This is a genomic window from Candidatus Nitrosocosmicus franklandus (genome assembly GCF_900696045.1).
GTDB lineage: Archaea > Thermoproteota > Nitrososphaeria > Nitrososphaerales > Nitrososphaeraceae > Nitrosocosmicus > Nitrosocosmicus franklandus_A.
The window spans coordinates 653,653-676,936 of the sequence record NZ_LR216287.1 but is presented as its reverse complement, the minus strand read 5'-3'; the positions used below and the strand labels follow the sequence as shown (position 1 = coordinate 676,936).

29 protein-coding genes and 2 tRNA genes are annotated in these 23,284 nt (G+C 35.4%); 21 read left to right on the top strand and 10 right to left on the bottom strand.

Features of this window, described 5'->3' with window-relative positions:
• Positions 1 to 89 precede the first annotated feature (89 nt).
• The 4 genes from NFRAN_RS03115 to NFRAN_RS03100 all read left to right on the top strand — a co-directional run bounded on the left by NFRAN_RS03115 (position 90) and on the right by NFRAN_RS03100 (position 3,611).
• Complete coding sequence (locus NFRAN_RS03115) at positions 90 to 560, top strand: hypothetical protein (protein WP_134483033.1); 471 nt, start codon at positions 90 to 92, stop codon at positions 558 to 560.
• Between the two features lie 97 nt (positions 561 to 657).
• Positions 658 to 1,773 carry a succinate--CoA ligase subunit beta gene (locus NFRAN_RS03110; protein ID WP_134483032.1) on the top strand — a complete coding sequence of 372 codons (1,116 nt, stop codon included), beginning with the start codon at positions 658 to 660 and terminating at the stop codon, positions 1,771 to 1,773.
• 14 nt (positions 1,774 to 1,787) lie between these two features.
• Positions 1,788 to 2,705, top strand: coding sequence for a succinate--CoA ligase subunit alpha (sucD, locus tag NFRAN_RS03105; RefSeq protein ID WP_197731105.1), 918 nt, complete (start codon positions 1,788 to 1,790; stop codon positions 2,703 to 2,705).
• A gap of 324 nt (positions 2,706 to 3,029) precedes the next feature.
• Positions 3,030 to 3,611, top strand: coding sequence for a DUF309 domain-containing protein (locus tag NFRAN_RS03100; protein ID WP_172602073.1), 582 nt, complete (start codon positions 3,030 to 3,032; stop codon positions 3,609 to 3,611).
• Positions 3,612 to 3,617: 6 nt separating this feature from the next.
• Here the strand turns inward: NFRAN_RS03100 and NFRAN_RS03095 are convergent.
• Together NFRAN_RS03095 and NFRAN_RS03090 are read right to left on the bottom strand one after the other, a co-directional pair.
• Positions 3,618 to 3,716: transfer RNA gene (locus NFRAN_RS03095), tRNA-Cys, on the bottom strand.
• Positions 3,717 to 3,809: 93 nt separating this feature from the next.
• Complete coding sequence (locus NFRAN_RS03090; RefSeq protein WP_134483030.1) at positions 3,810 to 4,040, bottom strand: histone family protein; 231 nt, start codon at positions 4,038 to 4,040, stop codon at positions 3,810 to 3,812.
• A 175-nt stretch (positions 4,041 to 4,215) separates the two neighbouring features.
• On the opposite strand from NFRAN_RS03090, the gene NFRAN_RS03085 reads away from it, so the two are divergent.
• Genes NFRAN_RS03085 through NFRAN_RS03070 form a run of 4 tightly spaced genes read left to right on the top strand, consistent with a single transcriptional unit; the run spans position 4,216 to position 6,219 of the window.
• The gene (locus NFRAN_RS03085) at positions 4,216 to 5,019 is read left to right on the top strand and encodes a TatD family hydrolase (protein ID WP_232038048.1); all 804 of its coding nucleotides are present in this window, start codon (positions 4,216 to 4,218) and stop codon (positions 5,017 to 5,019) included.
• Positions 5,020 to 5,026: 7 nt separating this feature from the next.
• Positions 5,027 to 5,326 carry a 30S ribosomal protein S17e gene (locus NFRAN_RS03080; RefSeq protein WP_197731104.1) on the top strand — a complete coding sequence of 100 codons (300 nt, stop codon included), beginning with the start codon at positions 5,027 to 5,029 and terminating at the stop codon, positions 5,324 to 5,326.
• Positions 5,327 to 5,328: 2 nt separating this feature from the next.
• The gene (locus NFRAN_RS03075) at positions 5,329 to 5,583 is read left to right on the top strand and encodes a MoaD/ThiS family protein (protein WP_172602071.1); all 255 of its coding nucleotides are present in this window, start codon (positions 5,329 to 5,331) and stop codon (positions 5,581 to 5,583) included.
• Between the two features lie 57 nt (positions 5,584 to 5,640).
• Positions 5,641 to 6,219 (top strand): KH domain-containing protein, encoded by a 579-nt coding sequence (locus tag NFRAN_RS03070; RefSeq protein WP_134483027.1) that lies wholly within the window; start codon positions 5,641 to 5,643, stop codon positions 6,217 to 6,219.
• Between the two features lie 127 nt (positions 6,220 to 6,346).
• On the opposite strand, the gene NFRAN_RS03065 is transcribed toward NFRAN_RS03070, so the two are convergent.
• Entirely contained in the window at positions 6,347 to 6,916 is a 570-nt protein-coding gene (locus NFRAN_RS03065; protein ID WP_134485619.1) for a UbiX family flavin prenyltransferase, read from the bottom strand.
• 68 nt (positions 6,917 to 6,984) lie between these two features.
• Between NFRAN_RS03065 and NFRAN_RS03060 the strand changes: the two genes are divergently transcribed.
• From NFRAN_RS03060 to trpD, 3 genes are read left to right on the top strand one after another with little or no spacing between them, the layout of a single operon-like run.
• Positions 6,985 to 7,896, top strand: coding sequence for a PfkB family carbohydrate kinase (locus NFRAN_RS03060; RefSeq protein WP_134483026.1), 912 nt, complete (start codon positions 6,985 to 6,987; stop codon positions 7,894 to 7,896).
• Positions 7,897 to 7,952: 56 nt separating this feature from the next.
• The gene (locus NFRAN_RS03055) at positions 7,953 to 8,543 is read left to right on the top strand and encodes an anthranilate synthase component II (RefSeq protein WP_134483025.1); all 591 of its coding nucleotides are present in this window, start codon (positions 7,953 to 7,955) and stop codon (positions 8,541 to 8,543) included.
• The gene (gene trpD / locus NFRAN_RS03050) at positions 8,540 to 9,682 is read left to right on the top strand and encodes an anthranilate phosphoribosyltransferase (protein WP_134483024.1); all 1,143 of its coding nucleotides are present in this window, start codon (positions 8,540 to 8,542) and stop codon (positions 9,680 to 9,682) included. The genes NFRAN_RS03055 and trpD overlap by 4 nt, the downstream gene beginning before the upstream one ends.
• A 45-nt stretch (positions 9,683 to 9,727) precedes the next feature.
• Here the strand turns inward: trpD and NFRAN_RS03045 are convergent, their stop codons facing one another.
• A complete protein-coding gene (locus tag NFRAN_RS03045) occupies positions 9,728 to 10,378 on the bottom strand; it encodes an RlmE family RNA methyltransferase (protein WP_232037922.1) in 651 nt (216 codons plus the stop codon).
• Between the two features lie 64 nt (positions 10,379 to 10,442).
• On the opposite strand from NFRAN_RS03045, the gene NFRAN_RS03040 reads away from it, so the two are divergent.
• Together NFRAN_RS03040 and NFRAN_RS03035 are read left to right on the top strand one after the other, a co-directional pair.
• Positions 10,443 to 10,979 (top strand): adenine phosphoribosyltransferase, encoded by a 537-nt coding sequence (locus NFRAN_RS03040; protein WP_197731103.1) that lies wholly within the window; start codon positions 10,443 to 10,445, stop codon positions 10,977 to 10,979.
• On the top strand, positions 10,979 to 11,785 hold the full coding sequence (locus NFRAN_RS03035) for an S-methyl-5'-thioadenosine phosphorylase (RefSeq protein WP_134485613.1): 807 nt from the start codon (positions 10,979 to 10,981) through the stop codon (positions 11,783 to 11,785). Before NFRAN_RS03040 ends, NFRAN_RS03035 begins: the two co-directional genes overlap by 1 nt.
• On the opposite strand, the gene NFRAN_RS03030 is transcribed toward NFRAN_RS03035, so the two are convergent.
• The 3 genes from NFRAN_RS03030 to NFRAN_RS03020 are packed head-to-tail and all read right to left on the bottom strand — an operon-like array spanning position 11,782 to position 12,912.
• Positions 11,782 to 12,093, bottom strand: coding sequence for a hypothetical protein (locus NFRAN_RS03030; RefSeq protein ID WP_134483023.1), 312 nt, complete (start codon positions 12,091 to 12,093; stop codon positions 11,782 to 11,784). The genes NFRAN_RS03035 and NFRAN_RS03030 overlap by 4 nt on opposite strands.
• A 1-nt stretch (position 12,094) precedes the next feature.
• On the bottom strand, positions 12,095 to 12,550 hold the full coding sequence (locus NFRAN_RS03025) for a hypothetical protein (protein WP_232037921.1): 456 nt from the start codon (positions 12,548 to 12,550) through the stop codon (positions 12,095 to 12,097).
• An 11-nt stretch (positions 12,551 to 12,561) separates the two neighbouring features.
• Positions 12,562 to 12,912: a helix-turn-helix domain-containing protein gene (locus NFRAN_RS03020; RefSeq protein WP_134483022.1), complete on the bottom strand. Its 351-nt coding sequence runs from the start codon at positions 12,910 to 12,912 to the stop codon at positions 12,562 to 12,564.
• A gap of 107 nt (positions 12,913 to 13,019) precedes the next feature.
• Between NFRAN_RS03020 and NFRAN_RS03015 the strand changes: the two genes are divergently transcribed.
• Entirely contained in the window at positions 13,020 to 14,555 is a 1,536-nt protein-coding gene (locus NFRAN_RS03015) for a 4-hydroxyphenylacetate 3-hydroxylase family protein (RefSeq protein ID WP_134483021.1), read from the top strand.
• A gap of 57 nt (positions 14,556 to 14,612) precedes the next feature.
• Here NFRAN_RS03015 and NFRAN_RS03010 read toward each other — a convergent pair whose 3' ends face one another.
• A complete protein-coding gene (locus tag NFRAN_RS03010) occupies positions 14,613 to 15,656 on the bottom strand; it encodes a type II glyceraldehyde-3-phosphate dehydrogenase (RefSeq protein WP_134483020.1) in 1,044 nt (347 codons plus the stop codon).
• A gap of 340 nt (positions 15,657 to 15,996) precedes the next feature.
• On the opposite strand from NFRAN_RS03010, the gene pfdA reads away from it, so the two are divergent.
• The 6 genes from pfdA (at position 15,997) to pckA (ending at position 21,823) form a co-directional block, all read left to right on the top strand.
• Positions 15,997 to 16,494 carry a prefoldin subunit alpha gene (pfdA, locus tag NFRAN_RS03005; protein WP_134483019.1) on the top strand — a complete coding sequence of 166 codons (498 nt, stop codon included), beginning with the start codon at positions 15,997 to 15,999 and terminating at the stop codon, positions 16,492 to 16,494.
• A gap of 60 nt (positions 16,495 to 16,554) precedes the next feature.
• The gene (ftsY, locus tag NFRAN_RS03000; protein ID WP_134483018.1) at positions 16,555 to 17,892 is read left to right on the top strand and encodes a signal recognition particle-docking protein FtsY; all 1,338 of its coding nucleotides are present in this window, start codon (positions 16,555 to 16,557) and stop codon (positions 17,890 to 17,892) included.
• Between the two features lie 38 nt (positions 17,893 to 17,930).
• Complete coding sequence (gene argF / locus NFRAN_RS02995; protein ID WP_134483017.1) at positions 17,931 to 18,878, top strand: ornithine carbamoyltransferase; 948 nt, start codon at positions 17,931 to 17,933, stop codon at positions 18,876 to 18,878.
• 50 nt (positions 18,879 to 18,928) lie between these two features.
• The gene (locus NFRAN_RS02990) at positions 18,929 to 19,237 is read left to right on the top strand and encodes a Rieske (2Fe-2S) protein (protein ID WP_134483016.1); all 309 of its coding nucleotides are present in this window, start codon (positions 18,929 to 18,931) and stop codon (positions 19,235 to 19,237) included.
• A gap of 72 nt (positions 19,238 to 19,309) precedes the next feature.
• Positions 19,310 to 20,077: an SAM-dependent methyltransferase gene (locus NFRAN_RS02985; protein WP_134483015.1), complete on the top strand. Its 768-nt coding sequence runs from the start codon at positions 19,310 to 19,312 to the stop codon at positions 20,075 to 20,077.
• 183 nt (positions 20,078 to 20,260) lie between these two features.
• A complete protein-coding gene (gene pckA / locus NFRAN_RS02980) occupies positions 20,261 to 21,823 on the top strand; it encodes a phosphoenolpyruvate carboxykinase (ATP) (RefSeq protein WP_134483014.1) in 1,563 nt (520 codons plus the stop codon).
• A gap of 55 nt (positions 21,824 to 21,878) precedes the next feature.
• Here pckA and NFRAN_RS13565 read toward each other — a convergent pair.
• Both NFRAN_RS13565 and NFRAN_RS02975 read right to left on the bottom strand, forming a co-directional pair.
• Positions 21,879 to 22,008, bottom strand: a tRNA-Gln gene (locus NFRAN_RS13565).
• Positions 22,009 to 22,105: 97 nt separating this feature from the next.
• Positions 22,106 to 22,453 (bottom strand): hypothetical protein, encoded by a 348-nt coding sequence (locus NFRAN_RS02975; protein WP_197731101.1) that lies wholly within the window; start codon positions 22,451 to 22,453, stop codon positions 22,106 to 22,108.
• Positions 22,454 to 22,525: 72 nt separating this feature from the next.
• On the opposite strand from NFRAN_RS02975, the gene NFRAN_RS02970 reads away from it, so the two are divergent.
• Positions 22,526 to 23,272 (top strand): YkgJ family cysteine cluster protein, encoded by a 747-nt coding sequence (locus tag NFRAN_RS02970; protein ID WP_134483013.1) that lies wholly within the window; start codon positions 22,526 to 22,528, stop codon positions 23,270 to 23,272.
• Positions 23,273 to 23,284: the final 12 nt, after the last annotated feature.

Sequence of the window (23,284 nt, the reverse complement as noted above, 5' to 3'; positions counted from 1 at the left end):
TCAATTCGCTCCAATCTAGTTACAGCGAAGTTTAATATTAAGAGTTAACAAAACATAGAGTAATATTGACGCTCTTATAATGCTAATCTATGACTTTTGGTGACAACGAAGGTGACGACGGCGGTAATACTAAGAATGGCAAACGTATAAGTAAAAAAGGCATTTTATTAACATGTGTTATGGTTGTCGCAATCCTGGCGGCAAGTTTTGTTGTTTGGTTCCTGCCTGCTGGTAATGTTTCTAATCAAAGTACAACCAATATGACTATCACCTTTCCGGATCCAAATGCGACGCTGGCGTCAACTGAAAGTCAATTTGAACTGTTACAAAACGAAGTACAAAATCGTATCAATGATACAAGTTTAACTGGAGTTGAGAATATAACTGAGTTTAATTTATTCATCGACGCCTCTATAGCACAAAATAACGAACTAATGCTGTCTCTATTAAATGGCAATCCAGATGAATCATTGATGCCTGACTATTTGAGTCTAATGAATGAAATGAAGAATTATTCTCAATATCTTTCTGATTTAAAAAATAATACTATATCAAAATAAAACTCAAGATTAAACCCAATAATTTAGAACAACGAGTTAAATACTATCGCTAGAATAAAAAAGATTATTTATAAAGAGTATTTTAATTCATTTAGGAATGCGACTTCTCGAATATCAAGGTAAAGAACTATTCAATCAGTTCGATATTAAGACACCAACTTCTATTCTTGTACAGAATTTGGAGGAGGCAAGAACCGCTGCAGAAAAATTAGGCTATCCTTTTGTTTTAAAATCCCAATTGACTGTGGGAGGAAGGGGCAAAGCGGGCGCGATACAAAAATGCAAAGATTCTTTCGAATTGGAAACAAAGTTCAATGAGCTTCTTCATAAAGAAGTAAAAGGAGAACTGCCGCGAGGTATATTGCTGGAAAAAATGGTTGATATTGTGAAGGAAATTTATCTTTCGATCTTTTTGAATAGGAGCAAGAGATGTTTTTCTATTATTGCATCTTCTGAAGGTGGCGTTGACATAGAGCATACAGAAAATAAAATAATACAAGACATATCCATCAGCAACAACCTCTCCAAGGAATTAGCTTCTGAAATTACTAATAAACTAAATATACCAAAAGAATACCAAGAAGGATTTATTACCCTATTATTCAACCTGTTTAAGATTGTGGTTGAGAAAGAAGCTGAACTAGCCGAAATTAACCCATTGGCAATAGTTTCAGATAGGTCACTGATGGCACTGGATGCAAAAGTGATAATAGATGATAATTCATTATTTAGACATACAGATCTGTTAAAGTATTTGTATTTAAGCGACTTGGAAAAACAAGCCTCAGATCATGGATTCTCTTTTGTAGAACTCGATGGAGATATTGCGATTATAGGTAACGGAGCCGGTCTTGTCATGTCTACTTTGGATATGGTTACTGATGCCAAAGGTACCGCAGGCTCTTTTCTTGATTTTGGAGGTCGTGCCACTGCTGAAACAATTTATGAAGCAATTAAGGTCATCAGCCGTATTCCTAAAATAAAAGCAATCCTAGTCAATTTATTTGGGGGAATTGTAAGAACAGACTTGGTAGCTATGGGAATTCTGGAAGCCTACAAGAATGATATTTTAAAAGTGCCTGTATATGCTCGTATTTCAGGGGCGCAGTCAGAAAAAGCAAAAGAATTACTGCAAGGAAGCCAAGCTCGACTATTCGATACTGTAGAGGAAGCAATAAATGCTGTGGTTCTTAAGGTCAATTATAACAATTAGAAGGTAATGTTGATTTGGGTACGAAATTTGACATTTTTGATATATTGACCGGCAAGAGCTCTGATGTTGATTATGAGAAAAAACCAGTGATAATTCAAGGAATTACAGGCAGCTTTGGTTCTACACATACGAGATTAATGAGAGCCTACGGTACAAATGTGGCTGCAGGCGTCACACCAGGTAAAGGTGGTACTCAGTTTGAGGGAATTCCCGTCTACGATTCTATGAAGGAAGCTGTGGAAACAACAGGATCAAAAATTTCTGGTATATTTGTACCTGCACCGTACTTTTATAATGCCGCAAAGGAAGCCTTGGATAACGGAATTATGCTTCTAGTTGCAATACCTGAGCACGTGCCAATAATTGATTCTATCAAGATATACGAATATGCTGAAAAAAAAGGTGCAAGAATGATCGGGCCAAACACCCCCGGTGTAATAATTCCGGATATTATGAAAGTAGGTATTATGCCTGCTCAGCCATTCACTAGAGGCAATACCGTAGTGTTCTCTAGAAGTGGGACACTAATGTATGAAGTTTCATATCATCTCACTAATTCCGGATTCGGTCAACGTTTGGGTTTGGGAATAGGCGGAGATCCAATAAATGGTACCAATTTAATTGATTCATTCGAACTTATTAGAGACAGAACAGACGTTGACTCTGTGGTTGTTGTCGGGGAAATTGGTGGTGATGCAGAAGAGATGTTGGCTGAATATATCATTAGGACAAACTTTTCAAAACCCGTCATTGCCTATATTGCTGGTAGGTCGGCTCCAAAAGAAAAGAGAATGGGTCATGCAGGAGCTATAGTGTACGGAAATTATGGATCTGCGGAGTCAAAAATTAAGAATTATTCAAAAGCTAATGTCCCGGTTGCGAAAAGTCCCAGGGAGGTTCCTTTGCTATTGAGGAATTTGCTAAGAAAGTAATAAAGGATAAGCAACAATACTTGTTGTAATTATACTTTCTAATTTTGTATTTAAAATGGGGTTTGAAAGGTTTAGATTTGGAAAAGAGGTTCTGCACTAACTGCATGATTAAATCTTTTCACGAGCCAATAGAAGAGATCGATATTATTTACACTTATAGAAGAACCAGGTTATACAGGTGTAAAAATTGTGGTTATAAATCTAGGAAAAGAGGATTGCGACCATCATCTGAATCGGTCTATTGACTTAAATGTTTAGATAGGTAATATTGGATTGGTAGGGTATTACTAGAACGCCGTAATGAAAAAAAGATATCTTTTTTATTTGAAAAAAAAGGATGAAGGTTATGAGCCCAAAAAAGCTAAAGACATTCTGCAAAAATTGCGAAATCTGGTTGAGCCTCATTCCAATAAAGAAGAATTACGAGACATTCGCATTTCCCGATATTTTATTGAACTAGATGTTGGATCAGATGAAAATGCCTATTTTATAGGCATCAATGAAGCATTCGTATCTGCTTTAAGTCAGGTTGACTCGGTGTTATTAATTGATGAGATAACTGAAGAGAAAGAAAACAGATCCATTGAAGAAACGCTATATTCAGCAGTATTTTTATTTAATATGGAAAGATTCTGGAAATCACATGAGGTCTTGGAAGCCATTTGGAGGACTGCATCTGGTTCTAACAAGAAATTTCTTAACGGATTTATTCTGGTAGATGCAGCATACGTGCATTTACAAAAGGGAGAGGATGACATTTATTTTTCGATATTGGGACGCTCTATAGAAAAATTAAGTGGTGCTCCAGAATATCTTTTTAATGTTAATTTGAAGTTGCTTTTGGAAAATGTTGAGAAGATATTATCAGAAAAAAGGGCATTTTATTTCAAAATCATGATAAAATGATACCAAAGGTGGGGAAGGGATTCGAACCCTTATAAATTCGCTATCTACCACTGAAACCCATGATCTAATCTGCAGGCGAACGCATGGCCGCTCTGCCACCCCACCACTAGATTTGATCTATGAATTGTTGAAAACTTATATTTCTTTGTAACTTGCGGAATACGAGTAGATCATTAAATCAATCAAAATCGTGAATTTTTATTGCTTCAAAATACTTTTCGAAGCAAGGGTAATATCTTCTGGCTTGATCGTCTTGCGATGGGCATGTTTAGCTAATTCGACTGCTTGTTTAGCGATATTTTCACCTATTACTTCGATTATTTTTCTTAACTCGTCTGCTGCACTGTCGCTAACTCTTTCGCCACCGAATTTCTTTATTATCCTATGAGCTGAGGCCAGTGCTATCTCCGAACCTGTATCTGTGGTCAACCTTGAACATGGTTGCTCTTATTCAATTTTATTAAATGGTTATGTGAAATTGATTGAATTTCTAAGTAGAATTTTTTTGTCAAATTGGATACTCAAGTAATGAGGTTATTTACTCAATTTCATAGAGATGGATGTCGAATACATTTTACATGGTATTAACGATTAAGTAATTGTGATGTTTTATCTTTATTCATTGTACTATTATCATGTTGATTCTCATATCCATCTAGCTTCGCGAGATCTCCGTATCTATTATGAACATATCTTTAACCTGATATATAGTACCAAAATCCAGTGTTTTTGCATGTCTGAAAACCTTGATTCCTCTTTTGAAACTTTAAAATTGAGAACAAATCATTTGCAAGGGTCTAACCTTTTAAAGGCGTTTGTAGGTATTCATCCTCAATTTGCAACTGAATCGACCGGTTTAGATTCATTCGAAGATTTCTTCAATTCAAATCTATCTCAGATTGACGGCGTAGGTGAAATCGGTCTCGATCCAACATATAACAATATAGAACTCAAAAATTCCGTGGAGAGTCAGAAATTTATTTTCCATCGGATGCTCAAGCTTGCTGAGCAGAATCAAAAACCGATCTCTATTCATTCCAGAAAATCCGTTGAAGAGATTATTGAAATCTTACCTTCATACAAAATCAAGAGTGCGGTTTTCCATTGGTACGAAGGAAGCAAAAAGAATCTCAAAAAGATAAATGATTTGAATTTCTTCGTCTCATTTGGACCTTATATTTTATATAACAAGGAAAAACGAAATATGTTAAGGGAAGTGGATATCGATCTTGTATTATTGGAAACAGACGGCCCAGTAGGATACAAGAAATGTCTTGAAAATGTATTGACTACTCCGTCATTAATAATTAGTACTCAAAATCTATTATCAAATATTATAGGAAAATCATTCAATGAGGCTACCGAACTCCTATATTTGAACGCTTCTAGGTTCTTAAATGGTCAATAGGTTGTAAGTGGTTAAATTATATTATTACTCGGAAAGAGATAAAATACCCTTCATTTTTTCATATCCTGTGGATAGAGTCAAAAAAATGGCAAATGAATTATTGGAACGTTATCCTGATAAATTTTCGAGTGACTTTAATGAAAATAAAGAGACTATAAAAAATTTTGCTATAGTTAGATCAAAGGAATTGCGAAATAGGATAGCGGGTTACATTACTTCAAATATTAATAGGAATTTAGCACAGCAAAATGCCTCACTGTCTTATTCCGAGGATAATCCGGAACCAAGAGAAGAAATGGCCCAATAACATTGATTACTATAGACTTGCGAGGAGGTATCAGAAAGTCTGCTGGACTTTCTCAAATATTTTTGGAAAAAGAAAGGGCCAGCTTAAACGAAATTATTGATTACTTGGCAAGAAGATATAATTTGAATCATCAGATTATGAGCAATGAAATTATGGTAGCCATTAATGGTGTTGATTCCTCCATCCTGGGAGGAGGCGAAGCTAGAATTTCATCTGGAGATATTGTCACTATATTAACTGTTGTTCATGGCGGATAAAAAGTAAGTAAACAATGATTATGAAATTTATTATGGGTTAAAGTATATAGTAATATTGTGTCTTATGAAGGTGTTTTTAAAACAGTCAAAGTATCGAAAGATCGCATAGGTTCTATTGTCGGAAAAAATGGAAAAGTTAAGGCTGAGATTGAATCAAGATGTAATGCTTACGTGGATGTAGATGGTGAAACCGGTGATGTATCGATTAGAATGAAAAATCAGGATTCTTTGACTCAAAGTGGAGTCTTTAAGGCGTCTGAGATCGTATTAGCTATTTCAAAGGGTTTTTCACCAGAGAGAGCCTTTCGACTTTTATCCGATGAATGCATACTTCAGCTAGTAGACCTCCGAGAATACTCTGGCAAATCATTAAATTCCTTAGATAGAATCAAATCTAGACTTATCGGACAAAATGGTAAATTTCGTAAGAATTTGGAAGATTTTTCAGGTACGGATATATCAATTTATGGTCATTTCGCTGGCTTTATAGGTACGTACGATGAGACATCATTGGCTTTAAATGCTATACTTATGATTTGTAAAGGTAGTTCTCATAAATCTGTTTACCATATGCTAGAGGAGCATAAGCGTAAGAAAAAATTAGAACGATTAGAGCTTTGGGAAAAGCCAAATTAGGTTAAATCATAAGATTTACCTAAGATATATCTGAGTGCGTGAATATAATTTAAATGGTAATCAATTTCTTGTTCTTCCTGCCTTTGCTATTCGTGACGTTTGTGTCAAAAAACCACAACATACAAATTCATGAACCATTTTCGTTTGGATCCCATCTGTTAAAAACATTATTGTTTATTCCAAATTGATCGAGTGTTTTACCGATTATGTGAGAAATTAGATCATCTATAGTTTTTGGCTTGTGGTAAAACCCTGGCATAGCGGGCAAAATTATTACACCATTTTCTGATAGTCTTAACATATTCGACAGATGGATCGTGGACAAAGGTGTTTCCCTTGGTACTATGACTAATTTCCTATTCTCTTTAATAGTCACTGATGCAGCCCTTGAAATGAGGTTGTCATCATAGCCATTCGCTATGCTTGACATTGTCTTCATGCTACATGGGATGATGACCATGCCATTAGTTTTATAGGATCCGCTTGATATTGCTGCAGACATATCAGTCTCGTCATAACTATAGGAAACAATCTTTAAAATTTCATCAATAACTTCATCGGTTTCAATCTGAATATTTTTTTTTGCCCATTTGCTTAAAACCAAATGAGTTTCAATACCTAGATTAGACAATGCCTGCAAAAACCTTATACCATAAATGACTCCAGAACTTCCGGTGATCCCTACAACTAATTTCAGATTATCTCCCATTTTGTTATTAATTCCATAACCAATATTTTATATTAAATATTCCAATAATATCCCAAATGCTCACAGTATTTGGCTCTGTTGCCCTAGATACTACGCGTACTCCTTTTGAGACTAGAGAACGGATTCTAGGGGGAGCAGCAACTTATGCGTCTATTTCTGCCTCTTTTTTTGCACCCGTCTCATTAATTGGAGTAATTGGTAACGATTTCCCTACGTCATATTATAAGATGTTGGCCGATAGATTGGACTTAGCAGGTCTAGTCACATCTAACGATAAAAAGACCTTCTTTTATGATTCGTCATTTGATTATGACTTGTCTCATAGAACTACTAATATCACTGAATTAAATGCCATCGAAAATTTTGAACCACCCGTTCCAAGCGAATATGTTGATTCTAGATTTGTATATTTGGCAAATAATGATCCCGATCAAAATATTAAAATTATTGATAAATTTAAAAAACCCGAACTTATTGTATGCGATACCATAGAATTTTGGATAGAAAACAAAAGGGATGCGGTTATTAGAATGATACAGAAGACCCACGGAGTTGTCATAAACGATCAAGAAGCCAGACTACTTTGCAACACTTCCAATCTAGTTAAATGTGGTAAACAACTCTTGTCCTATGGTCCAAAATTCATAATAATAAAGAAGGGTGAACATGGTGTCTTATTCTTTTTCAAAGATAATATTATACCAATTCCAGGCTATCCATTAGAATCAGTAGTAGATCCAACAGGCGCAGGTGATTCCTTTGCAGGTGGCTTTATGGGATATTTGGTTTCTAACAGAACCTCTGGAGACTTTCTACACGATCTGACTTTGATGAAGGAATCTATATTGATGGGTAGCGTCATGGGTACTTTTGCAATAGAAGCTTTTGGTACTGATAGACTCTTTGAAATAAATAAAATGAATATTTTGAATAGATTCGACCTTTACAGAAAAATGCTTTCAATTTAATGTTTTAGAAAGCATTATTATCACCTTGGGAGTATTAATAATGACTACAAGGATAAATGAAAATTCTTATCATTGATAATTTTGATTCATTTGTGTATAATATTTCTCAACTATTAGGGTTATTGAATACAGTACCTACTGTTGTAAGAAATAATCAGATTAGTATTAAAAATATTATAAAAATGAATCCTGACGCTATTGTAATTTCCCCCGGACCTGGTCATCCAAAATATAAAAGGGATTTTGGAATTTGTAGTGAAGTGATAACCGAACTTGGCCCCTCTGTCCCAATATTGGGGATATGCTTAGGTCATCAGGGGATAGTACACGCATTTGGAGGGGAGGTTACAAGGGCAAAAGTTGTTCTCCACGGCAAGACTAGTAATATTAAATTTATTGATGATTCAAAACTGTTTGAAGGTGTAAGGAATCCATTCGTTGCTACGCGCTATCATTCCTTAATAGCCGATAGAACCACATTCCCCAAATGCTTGAGGATTACTTCTACTTCGGTAGAAGATGGTGAAATAATGAGTGCTCGCCATGAAAAGTACTTGATAGAAGGGATTCAGTTTCATCCTGAATCAGTGCTGACCACAGAAGGAAAACAAATTCTATCAAACTTTCTTCTAATGGTAAAGAAATGAATCAAAGAATTAACGGATCAACTCTAGCAAAGGACTCGGAGTCTAAAGACGAAGGTCATCTATTGTTCAATAAACTGATCTTAGGAAAATTGTCTAGAAGGGAACACCTGAGTCAACCAGAGATCAATAAAGTTATCAAAAACATAATTAATGGAGACTGTTCCGATATTTTCACTTCGGCGTTTTTGATGGGTTTGCAGATAAAGGGTGAAACTGATGATGAATTCTCAGGCGTTATTGAAGCGATCAGAACAGCTTCTATTAACATTACTTTAGATACACAACTACCATTGGTGGATAATTGTGGAACTGGAGGGGACATGTTAAATACGTTTAACATAAGCACGGCAGCTGCTATCATTGCCTCGTCTTGTAATAGGGTTGCCATTGCTAAACATGGAAACAGGTCTTCCTCGGGATTGAGTGGGAGCGCTGATATGTTAGAACATATAGGTTATCCTTTGGAACATATACAGCCAGACAGGCTAAGTTATTTGATAAATCAAAATGGATTTGGGTTTTTGTTTGCACCTAACTATCACCCAGGTCTGAAACATGTTTCACGGATCAGAAGAGAATTGGGGGTGCAAACCGTTTTTAATAAAATTGGACCTCTGTGCAATCCTTGTACCAACTTGAACGCGCAAGTAATCGGAGTATCAAATCCATTCTTATTAAGCATGATTCCCAAAATAATTCCAATACTAGGGTTGAAACGTGCTATGATAATTCGCTCTGAGGAGGGAATGGATGAACTTTCAACCACGGGGAGAAATCATATTGTTCATGTCATATCAGAGGACGGCGACTATAAGATTCATTCCGAGATACTTGAGCCTAGCTCACTTGGCATTAAACCGGCTTCTATACGTGATCTGATGGTAAAAAATAAGATGGATGCTATTAATGAGAGTTTGCGTGTGATTTACGGATTTTGTATTAATAAACCTAAGGAAGATATCGTTCTTTTGAATAGTGCTGCAGTTTTGTTAGCTGGAAATAGCGTAGAATCCATGGATGAAGGTTTATCCATTGTACGCGAATCTGTTAGGGAAGGACGTCCTCAAAAATTATTGAGAAATGTGATAAATAGTATTGGAGACATGGGTAAATTAGAATTGGCAGAAAAAGCACTTTAGTATGTATATATTCATTCTATTCGGCCTAATTAAATTCCAAAATCATCAAAAAGCCTCTGACATTATTGTTGGTTTATGTTTCTTACATAACAGATATAGTTCACTACTCTGTTTTCTGCTGGCATCAGGTTTTGTTAGGATAACCTCTGAGAAAACTTTTCTGGTGTCGGAAATAAACTCTGATGTAGCCTCCCCTTGAAAAACCTTGTATAATGCATTTCCTTCTGGTCTAAGTATCTTTTTAGTTATCTCAACAGCCTTTCTAGTTAAATCAATTTGTTTTAAATGATCTATTTCCCACAGACCAGAAACGTTTGGAGCAAGATCCGAAAGCACCATATCTGCCTTACCATCTAAAAGTTCTAGTATCATGGTCAATGTTTCTTTGTCCTCCACATCCTTCTTAATGGTAATGACATTAGGTATAGGTTCTATATCCTTCAAATCGATACCTATGACCAATCCATTGTTACCTGTCTTTTTTGAAGCTGCCTGCAACCATCCTCCTGGTGCAGCTCCTATGTCTACAATTTTCATCCCCTTTTTTAAAATATGATGGGATTTGTCTATTTGTAATAATTTATAAACCGCACGACTGCGATAGCTATTTTGTTTAGCTAATCTTCGATATTGATCCCTTTTTGCATCAGCAAGTTTCAATAAGTATTTCTTATCTACTTTATGTCGACTATTCATAATATTTGTTTCCTGTATTAAAATCCAGAAACGTTTTTTATGGGATCGTGTATTAAAAAATTTTGTGCAGTCTAATACAGATTATATTCAGAATTTGATCAGAGATTATCCTGATTTTCCAAAACAAGGAATTTTGTTTAGGGATATAACTCCGGTATTTAGAGACGTGAAATCATTGAGTTTACTTGGAGATTTTTTTTACGAAAAATTCAGCAGTATCGATATCGATTATGTTGCAGGGATTGAAGCCAGAGGCTTTATCTTAGCTACCATACTTGGATTAAGATTCAACAAGGGAGTTATTATGATTCGAAAAGCAGGAAAGTTACCTGGCAAGACTATAAGACAAGACTATAGCATAGAATATGGAACTGCCATGATGGAGATTCAATCAGATTCAATTACCAAGGGAGATAATGTACTAGTAGCTGATGATCTCCTTGCTACTGGTGGTACGGCTTCTGCTGCAGCTAACCTTATAGAGGAATTAGGTGGTTCTGTATCTGGATTTGCAATAATTGTAGAATTGTCTTCTCTTGGTGGAAGTAAATTGTTGCAGTCAAAGGGATACCCTGTTCATCCTATGGTGACTTACAAATGATGAATTCTCGTGATGACTCAGTCCAAATAGCTGTTATTGGCGGAACTGGAATTTATGATACTACTCTACTTAAGGAGACACGAACAATTAGGCCCAAGACACCATATGGTGATACTTCTGATGAAATCATCATAGGAAGTTTTAGAGAAAAAAAAGTTGCGTTTCTTCCAAGACATGGCAAAGGTCATAAGTTGCCACCTCATATGATAAATTACCGTGCAAACATTTGGGCCTTAAAAGAATTAGGGGTAAAAAGGATAATTGCACCATCTGCAGTTGGAAGTTTAAATTACGAATATAAACCAGGAGATATATTACTTCCCGATCAGTTTATTGACTTTACCAAGAAACGTGCATATACTTTTTATGATGGGCCGCAAGTATGTCACATTTCAGTAGCCGACCCTTTATGTTCAGACCTAAGGACTTTAGCAAAAAGGTGTTTAAGTGAACTTAATATACGTTACCATGATAAGGGAACTTACATATGTATTGAGGGTCCGCGTTTCTCAACCAGAGCCGAGTCAAAGATGTATCGAGATATTTTACATGCAGACATTATTGGGATGACTCTAGTTCCCGAATGCATTCTTGCTAGAGAATCCGAAATATGTTATCTATCAATCTCAACTATTACTGATTATGATGTATGGGCCAACCAACCAGTTTCATCAAAGGAAATTTTGGAAACCTTACATAAGAACGTTGAAACTACAAAAAACCTTCTTTCTAAAATGATCCCTTTGGTTACTGAAGAAAGAGTTAATTGTAGTTGTGGTAATGCCCTCAATGATGCATTACTTTAAATTTTTTTATTTACTTCTCTAGGATCGAAAATTGTAATTTCGCCCTCTATAATCTTCCTTTGGACGATCTGCAATATAATTTCAGGATCATAACCTAATTTTTTAATTTGATCGTACTTTGTCTTGGAGATCTTTATATTCACATTATGTCCACCAATACGCCCAAAGGCTAGTGCCTTAAATACAAATTTCATGTCATTTATAAAAAAAAACCCTGATAATTTGCTTGCAACTGAGCCTTCAACTACATTTTTTATATTAATATTTAGGTCCAGATTGTGATATTTCTCGGGATACTCGTTTAACATACTAATTCAATTCTTTGGTGATTTCTATACTCTTGTTTACATTTTCCGACACTAAAAAACTCCACCATTCATCATCAATTATCTTGTAGTTTGAAGTCTCGACTACAATTTTGGTTTCTTCATCCGTATCAATAAACTCGTTTCTACCTTCTTTGGTGATACTAATCAATCTCCATCTGTCTTTTCCTTTTCTGAATCTATTTACTGCTACTGCCCATACTTCTCCCTCCTTAATTTGAGGCATTCCTATCTTGTCGGCAATATCTAAAATTCCTAGTCTCTTTTCTTCACAAAAAAGCTGCTTTGTAATCAAGCTTCTCCAAACATCAACGGCACCTATATTCTTGCTGTTTTCATTAATATTTATGACTCCAAAGTAAGTAACTTTGTCTTTATTTTTAGGAGTTGACGATTGCATCTCAAACATGAAATAGTTAGTATTCTCATATTTAGGCATTACATTATCTGCTATTCTATTGACTCTTGATACTTTTCTACCTGCACCGCTAACCGATCTATTTTTGGATTCTTTTTGAATTCTATTTTATTAGAAACACACATTTTTCGATATCTATTGACTATGGCAAATCTAGGATGCAAAGCCCTGAATTCGTTCATATTTAATTCAATTATCATTCCTTTTGACTCCAAATCTTTTGCGATTTTGATAAATTCCTCTTTTGTCAAGTTGAGCTGCTCCATTATTTCTGAAGAGGTAGCATTTTGACCTCTTAGCAACGCAAGAAAAACCTCCACTTCCAGTTCTTCCATTGCAAGTTCCCTTCTCATAAGTAATTTCATAACTTCTAGTCGATCCAATCATTTGATAATCGTCAATGTTGCAATAAAGTTCTATGCATCCCTTAAAAAAAGATAAAATTGTCCTGCATACAAATATTCAAATATAATCTTGTTCCATTTATTGTATGCCGATTAAGAATGGGTCTGAGTATATAGAAAGTCTTAGAAATAGGAATTTACAGGTATATCTATTTGGAGAGTTGGTTAAGGAACCGGTTGATCATCCAATGATTAGACCATCGATTAATGCTGTTGCAGCTACTTATGATATTGCAATAGAAGATCCAGAAATAGGCTCTGCCAAATCAACGTTGACAGGTACTCAGGTAAACCGATTTTTGCATATTGCTCAAAGCTCTGAAGATCTGGTAAATCAGAATAAAATGCAACGAAAACTTGGGCAAAAGACAGGGACTTGTTTTCAGAGATGTGTAGGAATGGATGCTTTAAATTCATTGTATTCAACGACTTTCGAGATTGATAAAAAATATAATACACAATATCATACCCGATTGTTAGAATTTATAAAGAAAATTCAGTATGAGAATCTTGTCATAGGTGGAACTATGACCGATGTAAAGGGTGATCGCAGTTTATCACCTTCACAGCAAGAAGATCCAGATATGTTTGTTCACATTGTAAGAAGAGATGAGAAAGGTGTTTATATCAGAGGTGCAAAAGCACATCAAACCGGATGCATCAATTCCCACTGGCTAATAGTTATGCCAACTATGAGGTTGCGACCCGAAGACAAGGATTATGCAATTGTTGGAGCAATTCCTGTTGATGCTAAAGGTATTACCTATATTTATGGAAGACAATCTTGCGACACAAGGAGCATGGAGGATGGTGATTTGGATACGGGCAATTCACAGTTTTCTGGTCAAGAGGCCTTGATAATATTTGATAATGTTTTCATACCTAATGATTTGATATTTATGGATGGCGAAGTAGAATTCGCATCAATGCTAGTTGAGAGGTTTACGTGTTATCATCGTAGAAGTTACGTTTGTAAGACTGGTCTGGGGGACGTCTTAATTGGGGCGGCCGCAGCTATTGCTGAGTATAACGGAGTTTCTAATGCCTCTCATATCAAAGATAAGCTAATTGAGATGACCCACCTTAATGAGACCATTTTTGCTGCTGGTATCGCTTCTTCTCACCAAGCTTATAAAACACCATCAGGCAACTTCATTAATGATGACATGCTTGCAAACGTTTGCAAACACAACGTCACTCGCTTCCCATATGAAATTGGCCGTCTTGCACAGGATATTGCAGGTGGTCTCATGGTTACCATGCCATCTGAGAAGGATTTTAGAGGAGCCGTAACGGGTCCTTTGCTAGATAAATACCTGAAAGGTAGAAAAGGTGTTTCTACGGAGGATAGAGTACGAATACTCCGGCTAATTGAAAATATGACGTTGGGAAGAAACGCCGTCGGTTACTTAACTGAATCTATGCACGGTGCAGGTTCTCCACAAGCACAAAGGATTCAAATAGCCAGACAGATGCAGTTGGAATATAAGAAGAAATTAGCTAGACGATTAGCCCGGATACCAGAAGGCGAGAATACTACTGACTCTACCCTGATTGCAGAGTCGTCAGATTATTTTGATAGAATATTCGGACTAAAAAAAGAGAAACAAAACAATGCTTAGAGGCGTTCAAAAGTCATTCCACCTGATTAATATATGTCAAACAACACTTAAGAATGATTAAAGAAATTCCTTTTCTAATAATCTCTTTTTCCTTTTTAATCCAAATAATTTTTCACTAAGTTTTATTGCCTCTTTCCGTGGCTTCTTATTTAACATTGACTGAACTAGCATATAATTTTCTGGGATTACCATTCCTGTTTGATCGTCGGAATAAGATATTTTTAGAATATCTTCTTGAATTCTTATCAATTCGCTATGAATATGAACCATTGAGGTATCTCCATGCTCAAACCTTAATTCTATTGCCTTCTTTCTGACATCGCCAGTCCCTTTTGCATTATTTAATATTGCTACACCAAATTCATTTTGAAAGATATCTAATATCATATCCTTAGAGGGGGGTTTACCATCAAATCTGATTGTCATTTGATGCAAATGCATCATACGAGATGGTACTTTGAGTGCATCTACATACAAATTGATATCATGAATGATATCTTTAAAATCATCCTGATGATGTGGATTTCTATCCCATTCTATCGAATCCTTTACATCTTTTTTGTCTTCTAAATCTGCCCATCTTCTAATTAAGTTTACATCAAATCTTTTGATAGATTCTTGGTAATTTTCCATCAGCGGCTGAATTATTCTACCCATTCCGGTAACATTACAGCTTCCTTGAATTACATATTCCTTGTCTAGTGTCTTATCGTAATTTATCCTTGAATTGTGGATTATATCTGCGACCGATTTTTTTCCATATCTATCCTCACCGCCTTGGAAAACAGCTTTTTTCTTTAACGGCAAATAGTATTTGATCTTATTTTTGTAACCATTTCCTTCTGAAGATGCATCTATTACCAGATCTGACGCGGTCACTGCGTCCTCTATAGTTCCTGCAATATCAAAACTCTTTTTTTTAAAGTCTCTTATGAGTTTATTGGGTACAAAAACTTTATATCCTCGATCAATAGCTTCTCCTGTTTTTTCATCGGGCGAATATTTTGCTATTCCTGTCAGCTCAATCTGATCGTCCTTTGAAATTGCCGAGGCTAAACGACTTCCAATTATTCCATAACCATTGATAAAAACTTTATACACTCTTGGTTGTAAAAATCACTGTATTTAATATATTTTTACTGGTTATCTTTTGGATATCAAAATTTAAATAGTCCTCTCCTTGTGACGATAAGTTTTGTTATCTTACAAGTTAGACCTAAGGAAATAATCTATATACCATTAAAAGGCTTTATCATAGTTAATATATAATCCTATTTATGGTAACAAATGGACACAACGCAAAGTAATACTTGTTCTATGTAATTTTGTGTGAGACTATCTATACTTCATTCAATTCGTAAATGAATTTGTAATGTTGGCGCAAATATAAGAATAATGAGAAGCCAAAGTTATAATAAAGTCAGGGATTCATTATTTTATTATGGCTATGAATAGTGGCGGAAAGAATTCTCACAATATGGAGCAAACAGTTAACGATTTACTACAAGAATCAAAACTATTGGAGGCTTATTATAATGATATCGTGGCGAAGGAATCCGTTTTGCATCGACTCTATGACGAATCTCATAAATCTTATAATGGTTTGATGAGCTTGTCACAAGAATCGGAAACCATTTCCTTAGTACCATTGGGTACAGGAGTCTATGTTAAAGGTACTATCTATCCTATAGAAAAAGTTCTCGTAAATATTGGCGCGGGGGTAGTAGTTGAAAAAAAGAAAGACGACGCAGTTAATTTTATTGAACAAAGGATAAAGGAATTCGAATTAGCGATAAAACAGCTAGCCGGCCAAAAACAACAGATTTCTAATAGGATGATGGAAATACAGAATACTGTTAATAACTATGTAGGTCAAATGCAGAAGATGGATGATTCTTTGCATACTCATTCGCATAATTCATCGTCACACTCTCAGTAGATAACTGACTAGTATCTTATTCTTTTAGTCTTGATAGGTAAGTAAATTAAGGGTATTGAGATGTTTGAAAAACTAAAAAAAGCATTTTCTAACGCGGCAAAGAGCATCAGTCAAAAAGAATTATCCGATAAGGATCTAGATAATGCTCTCTTTGATCTTAATGTATCATTACTTGAGAGTGATATTTCCCAGGATGTCATAGATGTTTTAACCAAACAACTTAAACAAAAATTGATTGGAATAAAATTACAAAAAAATGAATCTGTAGAGGAAGTCGTTATGAACACCTTGAAGGAAGAGTTTGCAAACATCCTGAATCAGGCAGGGTCGATTGATCTGATACAGAAAATACAGGCAAAAAAACAAATTAAAGGAGGACCCTTCAAACTTGTATTTCTGGGTATTAATGGAACGGGAAAAACTACAACAGTGGCAAAAGTAGCCAATCTACTCAAGAAGTCTGGTTTTAGTGTAGTTATTGCTGCTGCTGATACTCATAGAGCCGGTGCTATAGAGCAGGTTTCGGCTCACGCAGAAAAATTATCCATTAAGGTAATTTCACAGAGATATGGAGCTGACCCATCCGCTGTTGCTAGAGATGCAGTTGAATATGCAAGGAAACATTACATCGATGTAGTTCTTATTGATACTGCAGGCAGGATGCAGACTGCAAAAAATTTGATGGATGAAATAGGTAAAATTGTCAAGGTGATTAAACCTGATATGAAATTGTTTGTTGGTGACTCTCTAGCCGGAAATGACACCATTAATCAAGCTAAAGAGTTTTTCACATATACCGAATTCGATGGGGCTATATTGACAAAGGTAGATGCAGATGCTAAGGGGGGTTCAGTAATATCAATATCTTTCATAACATCAAAACCTATAATGTATTTGGGTGTAGGACAAAACTATGATGATATCATAAAATTCAATAAAGAGAAATTCGTCGAATCAATTTTTAGCAATGAATCTCTCTTTCTATCTCAAAATCGGGTTCAAAACTCAATCTCAATCCCTGCCGAAGAAAGCCATCTTTCTGCACAAAATGTACAATTTTCTAAAGATGAATCTTTTGACAAGTCAAATGAAAATTTGTCACTTGAGTTTACAAATCCTGATGAGGATATCATTATTGAATCCAGCATGGATTTAACGAAATCTGATACTGAAAATAAGGATCAAAAAGAGAAAGTAGTCACTCATATTTCTAGCGATTCTGTTGTAGATACTCCTAACATCGTTGATAAAGGTATTCATAATGATGCTAAATCTTTGCAAAAGGAAACCTTGGCCTACGATCGCAAAGAAGATAAAGAAATTTTATCATCTTCTGAAAACAAAAAAGAAGAAGGTAAGAAAAAGGGCCGCTTTAGCTGGTTTAAAAAGAAAAAATAGATTTGAAAGCATTAAATTAAAGTTTTTTTTCCTCTTTAATGTTGATAGGGAATGTTCTAAGTCTTCGTGATTTGAGTGAAAATGAAATTTTGTCTTTGTTGGATTTGTCTCTATTTTTGAAAAACCAATTTAAAGAATTAGGATCAAATTCCAAATATCTGAATGGAAAAATTCTAGGAATGATTTTTCAAAAGCCCTCGACTAGGACACGATTAAGCTTTGAAACAGCCATGCTTCATTTGGGGGGACATGCCATAAATCTATCATTTAACGACTTGCAATTGTCTCGGGGTGAAACCATAGAGGATACTGCGAGAACTCTTTCTTTATATGTTAACGTGTTAATGGCGAGAGTCTATGCTCATGAAGATATTGAAAAACTATCTAAGGCTGCGACTATACCAGTCATAAACGGATTGTCTGATATGTTTCATCCATGTCAAATTTTGGCGGATCTGTTAACTATACTCGAGTATAAAAAAAGATTGAAGGGCCTAAAGTTAACATACATAGGAGATGGTAACAACATATGTAACGATTTATTATTGGGGTGTGCCAAATTGGGAATAGATATCTCAGTTTCCACTCCGGTGGGGTTTGAGCCCTTGGACTGGATCGTTGACATTGCAAGAAAAGAATCAATTAAGAATGACTCGGGTATATTGATAACATCAAATCCAAAAGAGGCTATTACTAATGCCGATGTAGTAGTCACCGATACACATGTTTCAATCGGAAAGGAAAATGAGGTTGATAGTAGAGAAAAGCTATTCTTTCCAAAGTATCAAGTGAATGGTGAATTGGTCAGGCTAGCAAGGAAAGATTATATTTTCATGCACTGTCTGCCTGCGAAAAGAGGCAAAGAAGTTTCATCTGAGGTAATTGATGGCCCTAATTCTGTTGTCTGGACTGAAGCCGAAAACCGATTACATGTTCAAAAGGCCTTGCTCATGAACCAACTAAATGCCAAAAGTCTTGATACCTAATATCATGTAATCCAATATATTTAAGATAAGCTTTTGTTGAAACCTATAATATGACAAAGTTCCTAATAGATAAGACTTCAAATATTCCTGAAGGTATGCTAAGAAATATTACTATTGGAGGTAAAGAGATCTTGGTTCTTAATCAAAGGGGACGTTACTTTGCAATCAACAATATCTGCTCACATGCCGGTGCTGAACTACATGAAGGAACACTTAAAAACAAGGAACTTACATGTCCATGGAATGGTGCAAAATGGAATATAGAGACTGGTGAGCTTTTGTGGTTTTCTAAGGAGTTAAAAAACCAAGAATCGTATCGCGTAATTGTTGAAAATAACAATGTATTTGTTGAGATCTGATACTGTTTTCACACTGTATCATTGAAACCCATAAATTTAGTTTAATCGCCACTTGATTTAGGGTTATTACTCTTGAAAATCGATGAATTTATTGCAACTTTGCCGAGTAATATTATATCAGGTGAGAGCGTTAAAATTCCTGACGACTTTATTCGTCGAATGTTCGCTCTATCTAATCTTAATGATAATGATGTATTCTATCATCTAGGAATTGGGAACAATCCTTCTTCTCTTATTATTGCCAAAAGGGAGTTCAATGTAAAGAGGGCCGTAGGGATTGACGTGGATGCGACTATTATAAACGAAATTTCCTCAAAGACTAGTGAAATAAAGGATATATTTTTGGTCAAGACTGATGTTACCAAGTACTCGCTTTCAGAAGCTACAGTTGTATTCTCCTGGTTCACAGACGAAAGAATTAATAATGTTTTGATCGAAAAATATGAATCTGAACTACCTAATGGGTCTCGGATACTTTCTATTTGGTCCCCGCCTGGACTTTATATACCAGATAAAGTTGATTTCCCGATAATTCTTTGCAAGAAACCGTTCAGTTGTGGTACAGACATAAAGGATCAGCTAAGGTCTATCTACAAGAGTGATTGTTTAGATTTTACTGCATCTTGGAACTTGGCGGACAAATATATTAGATCATTTGGAACCGTAGATGGTTCATATCATAGATTTCTAAATATTTTACATAGTCTCATAATTTGGTTTAATGCAAGAGATCTGGGAATCTCTTGCGAAGATGATATCCCACCACCAGTTAAGAGCTACGTCGAGATTATGAGATATTTTTTTAATATAGATTTAAGCGAATTCTTAGTAAAGAAATAGTAAAAAATGTTTTTTGTCGTAATAAAAGAAACTCTAATATTTTTTGTTATTTGTTCAAATGTAATAAAATAAATCATCAAAACTTTCAACATGGAATTATTTTTTTTAATTTATTATCTATATCTTTCATAACAATCTACCCCAAAGATTATAACTATTGATATTATCATGCAAATTTAGGAGATGGATTTCACAATTAATGAGGGGAGAAGAAACTTGTCTGTTCCCCTATTAGTTGAAGCTGCGCTTTTAAATAATGAGGGGCAATTGTCTAGTACTGGAGCTTTGTCTGTTCGAACGGGCAAATTCACCGGTAGATCACCTGATGATAAATTCATTGTCAGAGATGAGATAACTGCTAATACTGTAGATTGGGGTAAGATTAATCATCCAATTTCCGAAGAAAATTTTGATCGTATACTTTCTAGGATGACAACTTTTATCTCTGAAAATAAACTAGGGGACTCCCTATACACATTTGACGGATATGTAGGTGCAGATAGATCCTTGCAATTGCCAATAAGAGTGATTACAGATAAAGCTTGGCATTGCCTATTTTCTACCCAGATATTCATAAAAGCAACTCGTACTGAATTGATTGATTTTAAACCTGAGTTTACCCTCATATCCTTAAATGACTTTGCCTCGATTCCTGAATTAGAAGGGACTAATTCTGATACTTTCATCATTATCAATTTTAAAAAGAAATTGATATTGATGGGTTCAACTTCTTATGCTGGCGAAATCAAAAAATCAATGTTTTCTGTCATGAACTTTTTATTACCTCAGAAGGGAATATTCCCAATGCACTGTTCTACAAATTTAGGTAAAGATGGAAGATCTGCTTTGTTTTTTGGTTTATCAGGAACTGGAAAAACCACCTTATCTGCAGATGAAAACCGTCGATTAGTAGGAGATGATGAGCATGGTTGGTCCCATTCTGGAGTTTTTAACTTTGAAGGTGGTTGCTATGCTAAATGTGTCAATTTAAGTAAGGAAAAAGAACCACAAATATGGAATGCAATAAAGTTCGGTTCGGTTATGGAGAATGTAGTTATTGACTCAGCATCTAGGGAACCTGATTTTTCGGACGGTAGTCTGACTGAAAATACACGTGTTGTCTATCCATTGGATTACATTCCCGGAGCTGTTATCCCAAGTGTTTGTGGACATCCATCTGTCGTTATCTTTCTTACTGCCGATGCCTTTGGAGTACTTCCTCCAGTATCAAAGTTGTCTAAGGAGGGAGCAATGTATCATTTTATGTCTGGTTATACCAGCAAGTTAGCAGGAACAGAAAGAGGCATTACCGAACCTAAGGAAACTTTTTCTCAATGTTTTGGTGCTCCATTTATGCCGTTGAAGGCTTCATGTTATGCTGAGTTGTTAGGTGAAAAGATCAGTGAGCATAATTCTAAAGTTTACCTAATAAACACTGGATGGTCGGGCGGTCCTTATGGAATAGGCAAAAGGATCGATCTCAAGTTCACTCGATTAATGGTTTCAGCAGCAATAAAGGGTAGTTTGGAAGACAGTTCATACGAGACACATGATATTTTTAACTTGCAGTATCCTACGACATGCCCGGGAGTTCCTTCTCATATGTTGAACCCCAGAAATACTTGGCATGATAAAGACCAATATGATTTCTCTGCAAAAAGGCTTGCAAGATTGTTTATCAACAATTTCAAAAAATTTGAACCAATATCAAAAGAAATAGTTGCTGCAGGTCCACGTTTGGATTAGGTACTCAAAAGCATGATTTATTGCGTTTCGATCTATGATACTTGGTCGATCTTAGTAGCCCGGAGCAGATTCGAACTGCTGTCTCCAGGTTTCTTTTCTCTATAAGATCCAGAGCCTGAAATCCTTAGCCCCTCTTGGAGTTTGACCGCTAGATTCGGCACCAACAAAATTGGTTCGACCGGGCTTCACGAGCTACATTTGTTGATAGAATATTCCATTATTTTATTTTAACTGTATTATATCTATATCAACCAATTAGAAATTACGTGATATTCGATAAGATTATTTTTTCGTATTGATTTCTCTTATTACCGTTCCATAGTCCAAATGAGCTTTTTTTCGCATATATGGAATTAACTTGTAATGAATGGAATAGATATTTTTTTCACGAACAACTATTCCTTTAACTAAAAGTGACACAAAGCCGCCGGCTATCTTCGAAGGAAAAATATCTTTCTCGTCGCATACCGTGTCCCTTTTCTTATGGTACTCCTGTATCGTAAAGTAGTTTCTGTTGACCTCTAATATCAGTGGCCAAATAACATATTCCCATACCAAACGTCGATTCTCAGTAGACGAGGCATGTTTTCCCTTCATCTTTTCCTTTTGTTTGTAATTTTCTAATGTCATTTTCTCATTTTTTTATGAATATAAATGAAACCATAGTCACATTTAAACAGCCGGGTTTATAATTCTACATATATGAGCCCTATTAATAGGGAATATGAAAAATCTGATAGAGTTTTGATGGCACTGGAGAATCTCTCAAAGGATTGGCCGATTGATCCTTTAGTTCGTGATATACATCTTGGACTTCGATCCGATGTTATGGATTACCACCTTAAGATAAATCAGGTTACATATCATATCCCTTATATATCGGAGACGTCTGACTTTTTGGTTTGGAATTGTCTCTGGCCCGACTGTCATAATTGCTGTGAAAAACAAGGTAGATTGCCTCTAACAATTAAAGACGTTTCTGCGATTTCAAAGCATCTGGGTTACTCTGATCGTTCTGAATTCTTAAAAAAAGAGACCTATGTTACTACATGGAAAAATTCAACAGCTTCTTCCCAAAAAGGATCACAGCTAATCACTACACTTACAATGCTCAACCTTAAAAGGCGAGAAACCGAAAGAGAAGAAGACAATGGAAAGCCTATAACTTGTCGCTTCTTGGATGAGGATGGATGTTGTAGTATTAATTCTTCAAAACCCGGCGTATGCTGGCTCTATCCATTTTATTCTTGGAGTCAGAATGAAAACAACAAATTATCTGTTCATGCATCATATCAGCTTACAGGTGATTGTCCTGGGTTTTTTTTAACTAAATCATTGGAAGATTACATTCCTCTATTGAAAAAATATTCAGAAATTATCTATAGTTATACTATGAATATAAATAGTACTATACGTGAAGGGTTTGCACGAATAGACATTACTGAATAAAAATTAGAATGA